This is a genomic window from Citrobacter sp. Igbk 14, assembly GCF_028069825.1.
GTDB lineage: Bacteria > Pseudomonadota > Gammaproteobacteria > Enterobacterales > Enterobacteriaceae > Citrobacter.
The window spans coordinates 114,957-130,894 of record NZ_JANEWM010000001.1 but is presented as its reverse complement, the minus strand read 5'-3'; the positions used below and the strand labels follow the sequence as shown (position 1 = coordinate 130,894).

Genomic DNA, 15,938 nt, shown 5'->3' with positions numbered 1-15,938 from the left:
ATTGAAGAATTAATGGATTGCGAAGTCTTTTTCATTTTTTGACTTATCAATCCAGTTCCAATATTGAACAACGACGCGATCGTAATTCAATATATTCTTAGGCGTATAGCTGGAACCAGGGTAAACATTGATGTTAACTTCCTGCCATACACAATCTTTCTCCTTCTGTCCTTTCTTACACAACCCGGTCTTTAATATTTTAAAACGTTGGTTACCATCATTTTTAATCAGACCCGCCGTTTGCAAACTCATTTTGAGCTGTGGATGCGCTGGTGGAATACTGACTAATACGCCCCAGATAAGATTGAGCGTCAGCTGAGTTTTGACGTTATTGTCTTTGAGCGCTTCGTCGTCAGGCTGTGGGACGGCTTCAAACTTAACCCGATAGGTTGTTTCGGTTTGCACCGGTTCCATGGACACGAGACGGACCATTTTGTTGGCACCTGCCGGCAATGCGAATTTTGGCGGCATCACGACAATAGCATGCGGATCACCAATATTAATTTCAGTTTCTTTTTCCTGTGGAGTATTTCTTCCGGAGACGCTAAGTACAGTCGATTTAATGTATTGTATCTCGTTGGTTCTTGATATTACGCGAACGCTCCCTTCTCCCTGCTCGTTCATGTCGACAGACATAGGGTAGACAGACATGTTTGCATAGCTTAACTGAGAGAAACACGCTAATAAAACAACGTGCAAGATAGTTTTACTCTTCATTGTGTATCACCTGTAATAGCGCTGCTCAATATCCAGTAGGGCGTCAGAGTCTGTGTCGATTCTGGTGGTTATCTTGGGGAATGTGTTTTCAAAGGCACTATATGTTATTTAAAGAATTTATATTTTTGAGTATCATGGTGAAAGTTAGTTTATCTTAATGGGGGCGTAAGTAAATTTAAATAAATATCCCATATGAATGTATTTTTTATTTGTGCGCTGACTATAATTACTGCTTTTATTGATATGTGGCCGTGCCCGTGTTTTGGAATGGGGGGTGACAGAACGTGAGAAATATCCAGAAATATCTTGTAGTAAAATCTATCTCAGAGGCTTAAGCGGTGTTTTAGCAGCGAGATGATTTTAGCGGCGACGCTTAACCATGTACGATCAAGCCATTTCTACTACTGCTGATGCTGAATAATTGTCACAGTGAATAAAGTCAGAAATAAAAGAGATGAAAATAATGAAGCGAAAATTTATAAATTGACGCCCGGTAGTGAATTAACGGGATAAATAACCTCAGCAAAGACGCAGTTGGAAAACCGTCAGGCAAATCGTCAGAATTCACACGGGATGTCGGCCGGATAGCGGTTTATCCGGCCGGCGATGCTCGCTACTCGGATTTTGCCGTGGTATGCACCATATAGTTCACATCCACGCCGGGGCCCAGTTTGAAGGTGTTGGTGATGGGGTTGTAATGCAGACCGGTCATGTGACGTTCCTTCAACACCGTCTGGTCAACCCACTGTAACAATTCAGCCGGCTTAATAAATTTTTTCACATCGTGCGTACCTTTAGGCACCATGCGCAGAATATATTCCGCGCCGACCACGGCCATCAACCAGGACTTACCGTTACGGTTGAGCGTGGAGAAAAACACTTCGCCGCCGGGTTTGACCAGTTTGGCGCAGGCTCTGACCACCGACTGCGGGTCCGGTACGTGTTCCAGCATTTCCATACAGGTGACGACGTCATACTGGTGCGCATATTTCTCGGCGTGTTCTTCGACTGTCTCTTGCACATACTCAACATGTATGCCGCTTTCCAGCGCATGCAGTTTTGCCACCTGTAAGGGTTCAAACCCCATATCCAGGCCGGTGACCGTTGCGCCTTCACGCGCCATACTTTCTGCCAGAATCCCGCCGCCGCAGCCGACGTCGAGTACCTTTTTACCAAACAGACCACCTGACCGCTCGGCAATATAGCCCAGACGCAGCGGGTTTATGCGGTGCAGAGGCTTAAATTCACCCTCAAGATCCCACCAGCGCGACGCGACTGCTTCAAACTTGGCAATTTCTTCATGGTCAACGTTGTGAGTTACCGGCGGTTTTTCGGCATTCATTGGGGCTTCTACTCCTAAATTTGCAATGCAAACGAGTATATCAGCCTGACGGGATGAATAAAGCCTCTGTCTGGGGGAATCCATTTACCTGAATCTGCACGGGTGTGTTATAATTTGCGACCTTTGAATCCGGGATACAGTAGAGGGATAGCGGTTAGATGAGCGACCTTGCGAGAGAAATTACACCGGTCAACATTGAGGAAGAGCTGAAGAGCTCCTATCTGGATTATGCGATGTCGGTCATTGTTGGCCGTGCGCTGCCGGACGTCCGAGATGGCCTGAAGCCGGTACACCGTCGCGTACTTTACGCCATGAACGTATTGGGCAACGACTGGAATAAAGCCTATAAAAAATCTGCCCGTGTCGTTGGTGACGTAATCGGTAAATACCACCCTCATGGTGATACCGCCGTTTACGACACCATTGTTCGTATGGCGCAGCCATTCTCCTTGCGTTACATGCTGGTGGATGGTCAGGGTAACTTTGGTTCTGTCGATGGCGACTCCGCAGCTGCGATGCGTTATACGGAAATCCGTATGTCGAAAATCGCCCACGAGCTGATGGCTGACCTGGAAAAAGAAACGGTTGATTTCGTCGATAACTACGACGGCACCGAACGCATTCCAGACGTCATGCCAACCAAAATTCCTAACCTGCTGGTGAACGGTTCGTCCGGTATCGCGGTAGGTATGGCAACCAACATTCCGCCGCACAACCTGACGGAAGTGATCAACGGCTGTCTGGCATATATTGACGATGAAGACATCAGCATTGAAGGGCTGATGGAACATATTCCGGGTCCGGACTTCCCGACCGCAGCGATCATCAATGGTCGTCGTGGTATCGAAGAAGCTTACCGTACCGGTCGCGGCAAGGTATACATTCGCGCACGTGCAGAAGTCGAAGCTGACGCGAAAACTGGCCGTGAGACCATCATCGTGCATGAAATTCCGTATCAGGTGAACAAAGCACGCCTGATCGAGAAAATCGCCGAGCTGGTAAAAGACAAACGCGTTGAAGGTATCAGCGCACTGCGTGACGAGTCTGACAAAGACGGTATGCGCATCGTGATTGAAGTGAAACGCGACGCGGTTGGGGAAGTGGTGCTGAATAACCTCTACTCCCAGACCCAACTGCAGGTTTCTTTCGGTATCAACATGGTTGCGCTGCACCATGGTCAGCCGAAGATCATGAACCTGAAAGATATTATCGCTGCGTTTGTTCGTCACCGTCGTGAAGTGGTTACCCGCCGTACTATTTTTGAACTGCGTAAAGCCCGTGACCGTGCGCACATCCTCGAAGCGCTGGCGATTGCTCTCGCCAACATCGATCCGATCATCGAACTGATCCGTCGTGCACCGACCCCAGCTGAAGCGAAAGCGGCACTGGTTGCTCGTTCCTGGGAACTGGGTAACGTCTCTGCCATGCTGGAACGTGCGGGTGATGACGCTGCGCGTCCTGAATGGCTGGAACCTGAGTTTGGCGTGCGTGATGGTCAGTACTTCCTGACTGAACAGCAGGCCCAGGCGATTCTGGATCTGCGCTTGCAGAAACTGACCGGCCTTGAGCATGAAAAACTGCTCGACGAATACAAAGAGCTGCTGGAGCAGATTGCTGAACTGCTGCACATTCTGGGCAGTGCCGATCGTCTGATGGAAGTTATCCGTGAGGAGATGGAGCTGATTCGTGAGCAGTTCGGCGACGCACGTCGTACTGAAATCACCGCGAACAGCGCTGACATCAACATCGAAGATCTGATTAGCCAGGAAGATGTTGTCGTAACCTTGTCTCACCAGGGCTACGTGAAATATCAACCGTTAACCGATTACGAAGCACAGCGTCGTGGCGGGAAAGGTAAATCAGCAGCACGTATTAAAGAAGAAGACTTTATCGACCGCCTGCTGGTGGCTAACACTCACGACACGATCCTCTGCTTCTCAAGCCGTGGTCGTTTGTACTGGATGAAAGTTTATCAGCTACCGGAAGCGAGCCGTGGTGCGCGTGGACGTCCAATCGTCAACCTGCTGCCGCTTGAGGCCAACGAACGTATCACTGCTATCCTGCCAGTACGCGAGTACGAAGAGGGGGTGAACGTCTTTATGGCGACCGCCAGCGGTACGGTGAAGAAAACGGCGCTGACCGAGTTCAGTCGTCCGCGTTCTGCCGGTATCATTGCGGTTAACCTCAATGATGGTGATGAGCTGATTGGCGTCGATCTGACCTCAGGTTCTGATGAAGTCATGCTGTTCTCTGCTGCCGGTAAAGTGGTGCGCTTCAAAGAAGATGCCGTTCGTGCGATGGGTCGTACCGCGACCGGCGTACGCGGTATCAAGCTGGCAGGCGAAGACAAAGTCGTTTCTCTGATTGTTCCGCGCGGTGAAGGTGCCATCCTGACCGTGACGCAAAACGGCTACGGTAAGCGTACCGCGGCGGAAGAGTACCCGACGAAGTCTCGTGCGACGCAGGGCGTTATTTCCATCAAGGTTACCGAGCGCAACGGCTCTGTTGTCGGCGCGGTACAGGTTGAAGATACTGACCAGATCATGATGATCACCGATGCCGGTACGCTGGTGCGTACTCGCGTGTCGGAAATCAGCGTGGTTGGGCGTAACACCCAGGGCGTGATCCTCATCCGCACGGCGGAAGATGAAAACGTCGTCGGTCTGCAACGTGTTGCTGAACCGGTTGATGATGAAGAACTTGACTCCATCGACGGTAGTGCTGCGGAAGGGGACGATGATATCGCTCCTGAAGCTGAGAGCGACGATGATGCGGCAGATGACGCAGAAGAGTAATTAAGTTGTAATGAGAAGGGCCGGAGAAATCCGGCCCTTTTTTTTAGTTCATCCGCTCCACGATCATCGCTATACCCTGGCCGCCGCCGATACACAGCGTTGCCAGACCGAGCGTTTTATCCCTTGCCTGTAACGCGTGCAGCAATGTGACCAGAATACGCGCACCGCTGGCACCGATAGGGTGGCCCAGCGCAATCGCACCACCGTTAACGTTGACCTTTTGTGCATCAAACCCCAGTGTTTTACCCACGGCAAGAAACTGCGCGGCAAATGCTTCATTGGCTTCGATAAGATCGATATCCGACAGCTGCAGTCCGCTCAGTTGTAACGCTTTTTGTGTGGCCGGAACGGGTCCCATGCCCATCATCGCCGGGGCGACGCCGCCGCTGGCCCAGGCTTTGATTCTCGCCAGCGGCTTTAGCCCAGCAGCCAGCGCTGCCGACTCTTCCATTACCACCAGCGCGGCAGCACCGTCGTTAATCCCTGAGGCGTTGCCAGCGGTAACAGTGCCGGCTTTGTCGAAGGCCGGACGCAATGCGGCAAGACCTTCCGCCGTGGAGTCAGCCTTGGGAAACTCATCGCGTTCAAAAATGAGGGTTTTCTTACGTGATTGTACGCTGACGGGGACAATTTCGGCCTGAAAAGCGCCGGACTCTATTGCGGCAATGGCTTTCTGCTGTGATAACAGTGCCAGTTCATCCTGCATTTCGCGGCTGATGCCGTACTCTTTAGCGACGTTCTCGGCGGTAATCCCCATATGGTAGCCATGTTCAGCACAGATCAGCCCATCACGCAGAATGACGTCTGACAATTGCCCGTCACCGAGGCGATATCCCCAGCGGGCTTTAGCATCTAACAGGTAGGGGGCCTGACTCATGTTTTCCATTCCACCAGCGACCAGTGCCTGGGCCTGTCCGGCGGCGATCGCCTGAGCCGCAAGCGCCACACTTTTGAGACCGGAGCCACACACTTTGTTGACGGTGAATCCGCAAACGGTGTCGGAAAGACCGCTTCTTAGCAATGCCTGACGCGCCGGATTCTGTCCCAGACCGGCCTGCAGCACGTTACCCATAATCACTTCTTCAACCTGCTGTGGATCAAGATGAGCGCGCTCAATTGCCGCTTTTATCACGGTTGATCCCAGCTCGATAGCGCTGGTGGTCGCCAGTGCGCCATTAAAGCTACCGATTGCGGTACGTGCCGCGCTGACAATGACACAGTTTTTCATTTTTCTGTTCCTTTATGTAAGTAATGGCTGTCAGAACAAGGTCAATCCAATGACAAAAATGACGCCTGAGAAGAGCAGGGCGGTGATGCAATACCCCATGATGTCGCGCACCCCCAATCCGGCGATAGCCAATGCAGGTAGCGCCCAGAACGGCTGCGCCATATTCATCCACTGCTCGCCATAGGCGATAGCCATTACTGACTTACCGAGATCGGCACCAAGGGCCTGAGCGGCTGGCATGACGAACGGTCCCTGAATAACCCAATGGCCACCGCCAGACGGCACGGCAAAGTTAATCAGTGCTGAACTGAAGAAGGTCATCAGCGGGAAGGTGTCTTTGTTGGCGACGTTGATGAAGAACTCGGTAATCAATCCACCGAGGCCAGAGTGTTCCATCATCAACTGAATACCGGCGTAGAAGGGGAACTGCACCAGGATGCCGGCGGTGCTACGCGCGGCTGCGCTAACGGCACGCATATAGGCCATAGGCGTTTTATGCAGCAGCAGACCGGCAATCATAAACATCAGGTTGACGGTGTTGATGGTGATGTTGAAGCCTTTCTCAGTGAAATAGATAGCCAGATAAGCAATCCCTAATGCCCCGATTACCAGGGCCAGAATGCGGCTCTCTTCCAGTTTTTCCGATGGTGGGGCGTCGGGTGGCAGTTTTTTCTGGAAATCAGCTTCTTCCAGTAACAGCTTCGGATCGATACTTACCACATCAGAAGGTTTTGGCGTCATCATGCGTGTGATGAACGGCATCACGACGATCAGTGCCACGGTGATGAAGATGTTGAAACCGGTAAACAGCGTGTCTGCGACCGGAATTAACCCTGCGACGTGTTCAACCGGGTTGCCTGGTGTTGCCGCCAGCAATGGCATTGAACCGGAGAAGCCACCCCCCCAGGTGAGAAAACCGATGTAGGCACAAGCAATCAGCAGGGGGTAGTCGGAGCCGGGTACCCGGCGTGCGACTTCACGGGCAAACATCGCCCCCACTACCAGACCAAAACCCCAGTTGATGACACAGGCGACTGAACCGAAAAACGTCACCAGCATGACACCCTGAGCGGGGGTTTTGGCGGCAGAGGCCGCCGTACGCAGCAGACTTTTCACCGGTCCCGAACTGGCTAACGCGTGGCCTGTGACGATGATCAACGCCATCTGCATGCCGAAAGCCAGCAGATTCCAAAAACCATCACCCCAGAATTTCACCATGCTGACGGGTGTTTGTGGCGTTAGCCACAGCGCGATGCCGAAGGTCAACAGCGTTAGCAGCATGGCGAAAATCAGCGGGTCAGGCAGCCAGCGGCTGACCACGCGCGTCATAAAACGAGCAATGCGGCCGATCATGCATCACCTCGCAGGATAATCAGCTCGGCGGCGACATCAAACTGCGCTTCGGTTTTTTCACGCAGCGTGGCGATATCGCATCCTTCCGCGATTTCCGTAAGCCACATTTTTCCGTCAATGAAGCGGAAAACAGCGAGTTCGGTCACCAGCATATGCACCGCATGTTGTGCTGTCAGCGGCATGGTGCAATGTCGGAGGATCTTCGCTGAGCCGTCTTTTGCGCAATGCTCCATCGCGATAATCACTTTGCGCGCGCCGGTCACCAGATCCATCGCCCCTCCCATGCCGGGAACCATTTTGCCGGGAACGACCCAGTTGGCGAGGTTGGCCTGCTCATCGACCTGTAACCCACCGAGCACGCAGGCATCGACATGGCCCCCGCGAATTAACGCAAACGACATGGCGCTATCAAACATGGCCGCGCCTGGTAAAATCCCGCACGGTTGCCCACCGGCGTTTACCAGGTCGGGATGCGCGGTCGTGACTGGCCCCAGACCGAGAAAACCATTTTCTGACTGCAATGTGATATGAATGTCAGCGGGCAGGTAGTTCGCAACCATTGTCGGCAGACCAATCCCCAGGTTGACGACATCCCCATCGTGAAGCTCAAGCGCCACACGGCGCGCAATACGTTGTTTAGCATCCATGATTAGCTCTCCTGTGGAATGACGATATGGTCGATAACGGCACCGGGGGTAACGATATGGTCTGGCTGGAGTTCACCGATCTCGACCATTTCATCCGGTTCAACCAGTGTGATGTCGGCGGCGAGGGCAATCAGTGGGTTAAAATTACGGGCGCTAAGTTGATAGGTCAGGTTGCCAAGCGTGTCAGCGCGGTGTGCGCGGATTAGCGCCAGATCGGCACGTAATGGACGTTCGAGCAACCAGACTCTGCCATCGAGCGTCATGGTCTGCTTGCCATCTTCCACTACGGTGCCGACACCGGTTGGCGTGAGAAAACCGCCAAGGCCTGCGCCACCGCAGCGAATTTGCTCAATCAGAGTGCCTTGCGGCACCAGTTGTACGTCCATTTCACCGGCAATCATGCGGCGACCGGTTTCAGGGTTGGTGCCAATGTGCGAGGCAATCACTTTGCTCACGCGACCATTGACGATTAAGGGGCCGATACCGGTATCGACAAATGCGGTATCGTTGGCAATTAACGTCAAATCCCTGACGCCAGATTCAAGTAAGGCTTCGACAAGGCGAGGTGGCGTGCCAACCCCCATAAAACCGCCGACCATGATGGTCATGCCGTCACGAAAGAAGCTCGCTGCGTCTTGTAAAGTAATCAGTTTTGTTTTCATTATGTTTCCCTTTTGCATACTCCATTTTGGGTACGCTCAGGGAATTGCAAGCCGGGTGCCAGAATGACAAACAGCGAAATTATTTTTTAATTATTTGAATTTTATGATTTATTTTTATTGGCTGGCGAGGGGGATGTGGAGTTGCTATGCAGATTTTTGCGCAGTGTGCAAAATTCTGCATAGCAAATTTAGGTATCAGGAGCCTGACGGGTCAATACCATACTCTTGCAATTTGTACATCAGAGCGCGCCGACTGATCCCCAGCATTAGCGCGGTGCGGGTGCGGTTGCCATCCTGATTGTCGAGCACCTCAAGGATGATGCGTTTTTCCTCACGCTTAATTTCTTCCTTCAGATTGCGTTCTCCGGTCTGAACTGCTTTTACCTCTGTTACGGTACTGACAGGCGATCGGAACTGCGCAGGCAGGTCTTCGGCAAAAATCACCGCACCGGTATTCATGACCACCGCGCGTTCGATGACGTTAGACAGTTCACGAATGTTCCCTGGCCATGGCCAGGCGGTAAGCATGGACATCGCCGTGGGATCGATCTCAATGATATCCCGCTGATTTTCTGAGCTAAATTTTTGTAAAAAGTGATTCGCTAACAGGGCGATGTCTTCGCGGCGTTCGCGTAACGGGGGAAGGGTCAGATGAATCACGTTAAGCCGATAAAACAGGTCTTCGCGGAACGTTCCTTCCTTCACCATTGTTTGCAGGCAGCGGTTGGTGGCGGCAACAATACGGATATCGACGCGGATAGTTTGGTGTCCGCCGATGCGCTCGAATTCTCTTTCCTGCAAAATACGCAGCAGTTTGGCCTGCAGAACCAGCGGCATTTCACCAATCTCGTCGAGCAGAAGCGTTCCCTTATGCGCGCGTTCGAACAGTCCCTGGCGTAGGGTTTGTGCACCGGTAAATGCCCCCTTTTCGTGACCAAACAGTTCGCTTTCCAGTAAGGATTCCGGTAAAGCCGCACAGTTGATTTTGATAAAGGGACCGTTGGCGCGTCTGCTGTTGTAGTGGATGGCGCGGGCAATCAGCTCTTTTCCTGTGCCACTTTCGCCGCTAATCAGTGCGTTCGCCTGTGAGAGGGCGATTTTTGCCGTGTCTTTACAAATATCCATCATCACCGGGCTGTTAGTCAGGATATGCCCCCACTGCCAGCTGGTGCTTAGCGCCTGATGTAGATTGCGGATCTCCTGCTTCATTGCCTGAAGCTGTAGTGCGCGCTGAATGACCAGATTGAGCTCATCCAAATCAAAGGGTTTAATCACATAGTCAAAGGCGCCACTACGGAGAGCTTCTACTGCGGTCTCCACTTCGGCGTAGGCCGTCATCAGAATAACGGGGATCCGCGGCTGCTGGGCGCGCATGACTTTCAGTGCATCAATACCGTCCATCTCTGGCATACGGATGTCCATCAGTACCACGTCAGGATGCGTATCAGCAAACAGAGTCAGCGCGGCTTTTCCATCGCTGGCGCAGTGCGTCTCATGCCCTTGCAGGGAAAACGCAGTGGCAAGCATACGGCGAACATTTTCTTCGTCATCAACGATGAGAATACGGTAGGTCGTTTTCATTCTGACGGATTTCCCTGCGGGTTAAGAGGTAAAATCAGGGTGAAGGTTGCGCCGCAGCCCGGCATACTTGTCACGTGGATATCCCCCTGATGCGCGTTGATAATGCGCTGGCTTAGCGCCAGTCCAAGACCCGTACCTGACGCTTTGGTCGTAAAGAAGGGGTCGAATATTTTCTTCTGAATGGCAATATCGATACCGTTGCCATTATCTTCAATCATCATCGCCTGCTGTGAGGCTGAATATTGCCAGGTGCGGATTCGAATTTCGCCCCGTGCGGCTATCGCCTGCACCGCATTGATTAAAATATTAAGGATCACCTGCTTGAGGAGTTCGCGATCGGCGACGATGGCGGGCAGGCTGGCATCTAATTCTGTGGTAAATGCGATTCGAGCCTGTAGGCCTGCGGTTTGCACGAGGATCAGCGTTTCTTCAATCAACGCATTGAGCCGTACCTGCTGCCACTGGCTTTGTCGCGGGCGAGAGAAATCCAACAGTTGCTGGATGACTTTATTGATTGAGTCAATTTCGTTCAGCACAACGGATAAATATTCCTGATGTTCTGGTAAAGACGTTTGTTGGCGGATGATCTGTACATAGCCACGGATTGCCGTCAGCGGGTTACGTACCTCATGCGCCACTCCAGCCATCAACTCGCCGAGCGTCGCGAGCCTTTCCGTTTGTGCCAGCCGGCGCTGTGTCTCTTTGCGGGCCGTTAAATCAGAGAAGATCACCAGAGCTCCGATTAGCTCGCCATGCGCGTTATGGATCCGGCTGGTGGTGACGCTTATTTCAATGGTGCGGTCGCGACCAGGAAAACTTACCTCCTGGGCGACATGTTCGGTGCCGTGCTCCAGTGTATCCAGTACCGGGCTGGAGAACTGAGTATCGGCAAAGAGGGTTGCATAGGGCTGCCCGACCAGTTCATGAAGCTGATAGCCAGTGATTTGCTCTGCCGCCGGGTTCATGGTGGTGACATCGCCCTGTCTGTCGATGGCAATGACGCCGTCTGCTGCGTTCTCAATAATCAGGTCATTAAGGGTTTTGGTTTCCCGAAGCGTTTGTGCCAGCGCATTGACGCTGCGGCTGATTTGTCCCAGTTCGCCGGGCAGTTCAGGCAGTCGGGCTGGTGTTTTTTGCGCCAGCGTGGAGAGCCCGTCGGTGATAATGTCGATATTCGCACTGAGACGGCGAGAGAAAAGCACAATCAACAGCAGGCTACTGATGAGTCCGGCAGCCAGCACGGCAATGATCCTGACGTCCATTTTCCAGGCTTGCTGGCGGATATCTTCCGTCAGTTCATTCGCCCAGATATAGCCAATAACTTCACCCTGCCGTTCGATGGGGATCATGGAGTTGAGGATGTCGCCACGAACCTGTCGTCCGGAAAAAACCACAGGTGCGTTGCTGCTCATCACTTCACGTCCGGGGTGATCGTCAGTGATGGTGATACCGACATTACTTTGATACAACGCAGAGGGGGCGTAGGTGATGATTGCATCCAGTGCCTTGTTGTAATACCCCGCGCCGATGCCAGGAAATGCCTGGGTGATCCGTTCGGTGATGGGGCCCAACTCAAGATTCAGCGCCCGAATGCGCGCTTCACGCGGTAAATCCGCGTAGTGGCTAAAGCTATCGCCCAGCGCACCGTTAAGCAGAGTGAGCACCGATGACAGTTTTTTCTCTTTTTCAGATAAGACTGCTGACCGACCTTCGGTTTCTACGATATAACCAATAGAAATCGTCGGCACAATGACCATCAGAATGGCCATCATGATCATTTGGTTGCGTAAACGTCGCGGGTATAAACGACGCGTCAGCCATCTCAGCTTGCGCATTCTCACATCCGTGCAGTGTTTTTTAGGCAAACGACGATTATCAGGGGTTAAGACAACGGTGTCAGAGCGGTGTATCATATTCCCGTAAAGAGAGGGCATTGCGACGCCGGACATTTACCGCTACCTTAACCACACTCTATTGATATCCTGAGGCGGAGCTTCGCCCCTTTGAAATACCTTGCTTCCGTTCATTCAACTCTAAAAGTCTCACGCTACCTGTTCAGAGCGCTGGCCTTACTGGTCTGGTGTCTGATTGCTTTTGTTTCGGTGTTCTACATTGTGAATGCGCTGCACCAGCGAGAGTCTGAGATCCGCCAGGAGTTTAATCTCAGCTCCGATCAGGCCCAACGCTACATTCAGCGTACTTCTGACGTGATAAAAGAGCTGAAATACATTGCTGAAAACCGGTTAACGGCAGAAAACGGCGTGATGTCATTGCGGGCACGGGATGATAAAACCGTGGTGCCGAATTTTGAACCGCTGTTTGCCGATTCCGACTGTGCGGTGATGGGTAATGCCTGGCGTGGCTCGCTGGAGTCATTGGCGTGGTTTATGCGCTACTGGCGCGACAATTTCTCAGCGGCTTATGATTTGAATCGCGTGTTCCTGATCGGCAGTGATAACCTCTGTATGGCCAATTTTGGTCTGCGGGATATGCCTGTCGAACGTGACGAGGCGCTGAAAGCGCTGCATGAGCGCATCATTAAGTATCGCAATGCCCCGCAGGAAGAAAACGGCAATAACCTGTTCTGGATAAGCCAGGGGCCACGTCCAGGGGTGGGGTATTTTTATGCGCTGACGCCGGTCTATCTTGCCAATCGTCTGCAGGCGTTGCTGGGTGTGGAACAGCCGATTCGCATGGAGAACTTCTTCACGCCGGGCAGTTTGCCGATGGGGGTGACCATCCTTGATGAAAATGGTCATGCGCTGATTTCACTCACCGGTCCTGAAGGCACTATTAAGTCTGAACCGCGCTGGATGCAGGAGCGCTCGTGGTTTGGCTACACGCCGGGTTTTCGCAATCTGGTGTTAAAGAAAAACCTGCCGCCATCCTCGCTCAGTATTGTGTACTCCGTGCCGGTCGATCTGGTGCTGGAGCGGATACGCATGATGATCCTGAATGCGGTTCTGCTGAATGTGCTGGTAGGTGCTGCGTTGTTTATGCTGACGCGCATGTATGAGCGGCGTATTTTTATTCCAGCGGAAAGCGATGCCCAACGCCTGGAAGAGCATGAGCAGTTTAACCGTAAAATCGTGGCTTCTGCGCCGGTCGGTATTTGTATTCTGCGCACAATTGATGGCATTAACATTCTGAGCAACGAGCTGGCGCATACCTATCTCAACATGCTGACGCATGAAGACAGGCAACGGTTGACGCAAATTATCTGCGGCCAGCAGGTTAATTTCGTCGATGTGTTGACCAGCAATAATACTAATCTGCAAATCAGCTTTGTGCATTCACGTTATCGCAATGAGAACGTAGCGATATGCGTCCTGGTCGATGTGAGTGCTCGCGTGAAAATGGAAGAGTCGTTACAGGAGATGGCGCAGGCGGCGGAACAGGCCAGCCAGTCAAAATCAATGTTCCTTGCGACGGTGAGTCATGAGCTACGCACGCCGCTGTATGGCATTATCGGTAACCTTGACCTGCTGCAAACGAAAGAACTGCCCAGCGGAGTGGATCGCCTGGTGACGGCGATGAATAACTCCTCCAGCCTGTTGTTGAAGATTATCAGCGATATTCTTGATTTCTCGAAAATTGAATCCGAACAGTTGAAGATTGAACCGCGCGAATTTTCACCGCGTGAAGTGATGAGCCATATTACGGCCAACTATCTGCCGCTGGTGGTACGCAAGCAACTGGGATTGTACTGTTTCATCGAACCGGATGTGCCTGTGGCATTAAATGGCGATCCGATGCGCTTACAGCAGGTCATTTCTAACCTGCTGAGTAATGCGATTAAATTTACTGATACCGGCTGTATTGTGCTGCATGTTCAGTGCAGCGGCGACTACCTCAGCATTCGTGTGCGTGATACTGGCGTGGGGATCCCGGCCAAAGAAGTCGTTCGTCTGTTCGATCCCTTCTTCCAGGTGGGGACGGGCGTGCAGCGTAATTTCCAGGGGACCGGGTTGGGTCTGGCTATCTGTGAGAAACTGATCAGCATGATGGACGGGGATATTTCCGTCGATTCTGAACCGGGGATGGGGAGCCAGTTTACGCTGCGGATACCGCTGTATGGTGCCCAGTACCCACAGAATAAGAGTGTGGATGGTCTTGCCAGCACTCGCTGCTGGCTGGCCGTGCGAAACGCGTCACTCTATCACTTTATCGAATCCAGCCTCACGCGTACCGGGATGACGGTGCTGCGTTATGAGGGGCAGCAACCTGATGCAAATGATGTATTGATTGCTGATGATGTGCTGGATCAGACGTGGAAGGGACGAGCCACGGTGATTTTCTGTCGTCGCCACATTGGTATTCCACTGGAAAGAACGCCTGGAGAGTGGGTGCACAGCGTGGCATCACCGCACGAGTTGTCCGCGCTGCTGGCGCATATCTACAGCGTTGAACTGGGTAGTGAAGCGCTTTCCACCGCGCTGCCAGCTCCGGACAAAGTGGGAGCCACAAACGATGACATGATGATTCTGGTGGTTGACGATCATCCGATTAACCGCCGTTTACTGGCCGATCAGCTAGGATCGTTGGGGTATCAGTGTAAAACCGCCAACGACGGTGTGGACGCGCTCAATGTGTTGAGTAAAAACCATATTGATATCGTGCTGAGCGACGTCAACATGCCGAATATGGATGGTTATCGCTTGACGCAACGCATTCGCCAACTGGGGTTAACGCTGCCGGTTATTGGTGTGACGGCCAATGCTCTGGCGGAAGAGAAGCAGCGTTGTCTGGAGTCGGGAATGGACAGCTGTTTGTCCAAGCCAGTGACGTTAGACGTGCTGAAGCAGACGTTGACCGTCTATGCGGAACGCGTGAGAAAAACGCGGGGATAAAAGAGGCTGGGTAGTGGTGTTTGCCTTATCCGGCCTACAGAACATACACAACGCTGTATTGTTCGTAGGCCAGATAAACGCGGTGCCTTCAGGCAGATGATATGAAAACGAATTACTCTTTGTCTGACGGGCTTAACGTCACGGATGACAGGTAATTCAGCAGGGCGATATCGTTTTCCACGCCGAGCTTCATCATTGCAGACTTTTTCTGGCTACTGATGGTTTTAATACTGCGATTGAGCTTCTTAGCGATTTCAGTCACCAGGAAACCTTCGGCAAACAGGCGCAGAACTTCACTTTCTTTCGGTGACAGGCGTTTGTCGCCATAGCCGCTGGCGCTGATTTTTTCCAGCAGGCGAGAGACACTTTCCGGGGTGAATTTCTTACCTTTTTGCAGCGCCGCCAGTGCCTTAGGCAGGTCAGTTGGCGCACCTTGTTTCAGCACGATCCCTTCAATGTCGAGATCCAGTACCGCGCTCAGGATGGCCGGGTTGTTGTTCATGGTCAAAACGATGATCGACAGGCTCGGGAAATGGCGTTTGATATATTTAATTAACGTGATCCCATCACCATATTTATCTCCCGGCATTGAGAGATCGGTAATCAACACATGAGCATCTAATTTAGGCAAATTGTTGATCAGTGCAGTGGAGTCTTCAAATTCGCCGACAACGTTCACCCACTCGATTTGTTCAAGTGATTTACGAATACCGAACAGTACAATCGGATGGTCATCGGCAATAATTACGTTCATAGTGTTCAT

General features: G+C 52.2%; 11 protein-coding genes. 2 read left to right on the top strand and 9 right to left on the bottom strand.

Annotated elements, in window-relative coordinates; all coding sequences use genetic code 11:
- Positions 1-9: 9 nt before the first annotated feature.
- A complete protein-coding gene (locus tag NNN64_RS00560; protein WP_271440117.1) occupies positions 10-717 on the bottom strand; it encodes a fimbria/pilus periplasmic chaperone in 708 nt (235 codons plus the stop codon).
- A 613-nt stretch (positions 718-1,330) separates the two neighbouring features.
- Positions 1,331-2,059: a bifunctional 2-polyprenyl-6-hydroxyphenol methylase/3-demethylubiquinol 3-O-methyltransferase UbiG gene (gene ubiG, locus NNN64_RS00555; RefSeq protein ID WP_271440116.1), complete on the bottom strand. Its 729-nt coding sequence runs from the start codon at positions 2,057-2,059 to the stop codon at positions 1,331-1,333.
- A gap of 158 nt (positions 2,060-2,217) precedes the next feature.
- On the opposite strand from ubiG, the gene gyrA reads away from it, so the two are divergent.
- Positions 2,218-4,854: a DNA topoisomerase (ATP-hydrolyzing) subunit A gene (gyrA, locus tag NNN64_RS00550; RefSeq protein WP_271440115.1), complete on the top strand. Its 2,637-nt coding sequence runs from the start codon at positions 2,218-2,220 to the stop codon at positions 4,852-4,854.
- 43 nt (positions 4,855-4,897) lie between these two features.
- Here gyrA and NNN64_RS00545 read toward each other — a convergent pair whose 3' ends face one another.
- From NNN64_RS00545 to atoS, 6 genes are all read right to left on the bottom strand, one after another.
- Positions 4,898-6,082, bottom strand: a complete 1,185-nt coding sequence (locus NNN64_RS00545) for an acetyl-CoA C-acetyltransferase (RefSeq protein WP_271440114.1) — start codon at positions 6,080-6,082, stop codon at positions 4,898-4,900.
- Between the two features lie 30 nt (positions 6,083-6,112).
- Positions 6,113-7,435 carry a TIGR00366 family protein gene (locus NNN64_RS00540; RefSeq protein WP_271440113.1) on the bottom strand — a complete coding sequence of 441 codons (1,323 nt, stop codon included), beginning with the start codon at positions 7,433-7,435 and terminating at the stop codon, positions 6,113-6,115.
- On the bottom strand, positions 7,432-8,082 hold the full coding sequence (locus tag NNN64_RS00535; protein ID WP_048211108.1) for a 3-oxoacid CoA-transferase subunit B: 651 nt from the start codon (positions 8,080-8,082) through the stop codon (positions 7,432-7,434). Before NNN64_RS00535 ends, NNN64_RS00540 begins: the two co-directional genes overlap by 4 nt.
- 2 nt (positions 8,083-8,084) lie before the next feature.
- Entirely contained in the window at positions 8,085-8,744 is a 660-nt protein-coding gene (gene atoD / locus NNN64_RS00530) for an acetate CoA-transferase subunit alpha (protein WP_271440112.1), read from the bottom strand.
- 195 nt (positions 8,745-8,939) lie between these two features.
- Positions 8,940-10,325: an acetoacetate metabolism transcriptional regulator AtoC gene (atoC, locus tag NNN64_RS00525; RefSeq protein ID WP_271440111.1), complete on the bottom strand. Its 1,386-nt coding sequence runs from the start codon at positions 10,323-10,325 to the stop codon at positions 8,940-8,942.
- Positions 10,322-12,160, bottom strand: a complete 1,839-nt coding sequence (gene atoS / locus NNN64_RS00520; RefSeq protein ID WP_271440110.1) for a two-component system sensor histidine kinase AtoS — start codon at positions 12,158-12,160, stop codon at positions 10,322-10,324. Before atoS ends, atoC begins: the two co-directional genes overlap by 4 nt.
- 168 nt (positions 12,161-12,328) lie before the next feature.
- On the opposite strand from atoS, the gene rcsC reads away from it, so the two are divergent.
- Positions 12,329-15,175: a two-component system sensor histidine kinase RcsC gene (gene rcsC, locus NNN64_RS00515; RefSeq protein WP_271440109.1), complete on the top strand. Its 2,847-nt coding sequence runs from the start codon at positions 12,329-12,331 to the stop codon at positions 15,173-15,175.
- A 112-nt stretch (positions 15,176-15,287) separates the two neighbouring features.
- Here rcsC and rcsB read toward each other — a convergent pair whose 3' ends face one another.
- Positions 15,288-15,938 (bottom strand): response regulator transcription factor RcsB, encoded by a 651-nt coding sequence (gene rcsB / locus NNN64_RS00510; RefSeq protein ID WP_003027592.1) that lies wholly within the window; start codon positions 15,936-15,938, stop codon positions 15,288-15,290.

What these genes read in the sequence shown, in the direction of transcription:
- NNN64_RS00560 (WP_271440117.1), bottom strand. Translation starts at nt 717, where the DNA reads ATGAAGAGTAAAACTATCTTGCACGTTGTTTTATTAGCGTGTTTCTCT.
- ubiG (WP_271440116.1), bottom strand. Translation starts at nt 2,059, where the DNA reads ATGAATGCCGAAAAACCGCCGGTAACTCACAACGTTGACCATGAAGAA.
- gyrA (WP_271440115.1), top strand. Translation starts at nt 2,218, where the DNA reads ATGAGCGACCTTGCGAGAGAAATTACACCGGTCAACATTGAGGAAGAG.
- NNN64_RS00545 (WP_271440114.1), bottom strand. Translation starts at nt 6,082, where the DNA reads ATGAAAAACTGTGTCATTGTCAGCGCGGCACGTACCGCAATCGGTAGC.
- NNN64_RS00540 (WP_271440113.1), bottom strand. Translation starts at nt 7,435, where the DNA reads ATGATCGGCCGCATTGCTCGTTTTATGACGCGCGTGGTCAGCCGCTGG.
- NNN64_RS00535 (WP_048211108.1), bottom strand. Translation starts at nt 8,082, where the DNA reads ATGGATGCTAAACAACGTATTGCGCGCCGTGTGGCGCTTGAGCTTCAC.
- atoD (WP_271440112.1), bottom strand. Translation starts at nt 8,744, where the DNA reads ATGAAAACAAAACTGATTACTTTACAAGACGCAGCGAGCTTCTTTCGT.
- atoC (WP_271440111.1), bottom strand. Translation starts at nt 10,325, where the DNA reads ATGAAAACGACCTACCGTATTCTCATCGTTGATGACGAAGAAAATGTT.
- atoS (WP_271440110.1), bottom strand. Translation starts at nt 12,160, where the DNA reads ATGCGCAAGCTGAGATGGCTGACGCGTCGTTTATACCCGCGACGTTTA.
- rcsB (WP_003027592.1), bottom strand. Translation starts at nt 15,938, where the DNA reads ATGAACACTATGAACGTAATTATTGCCGATGACCATCCGATTGTACTG.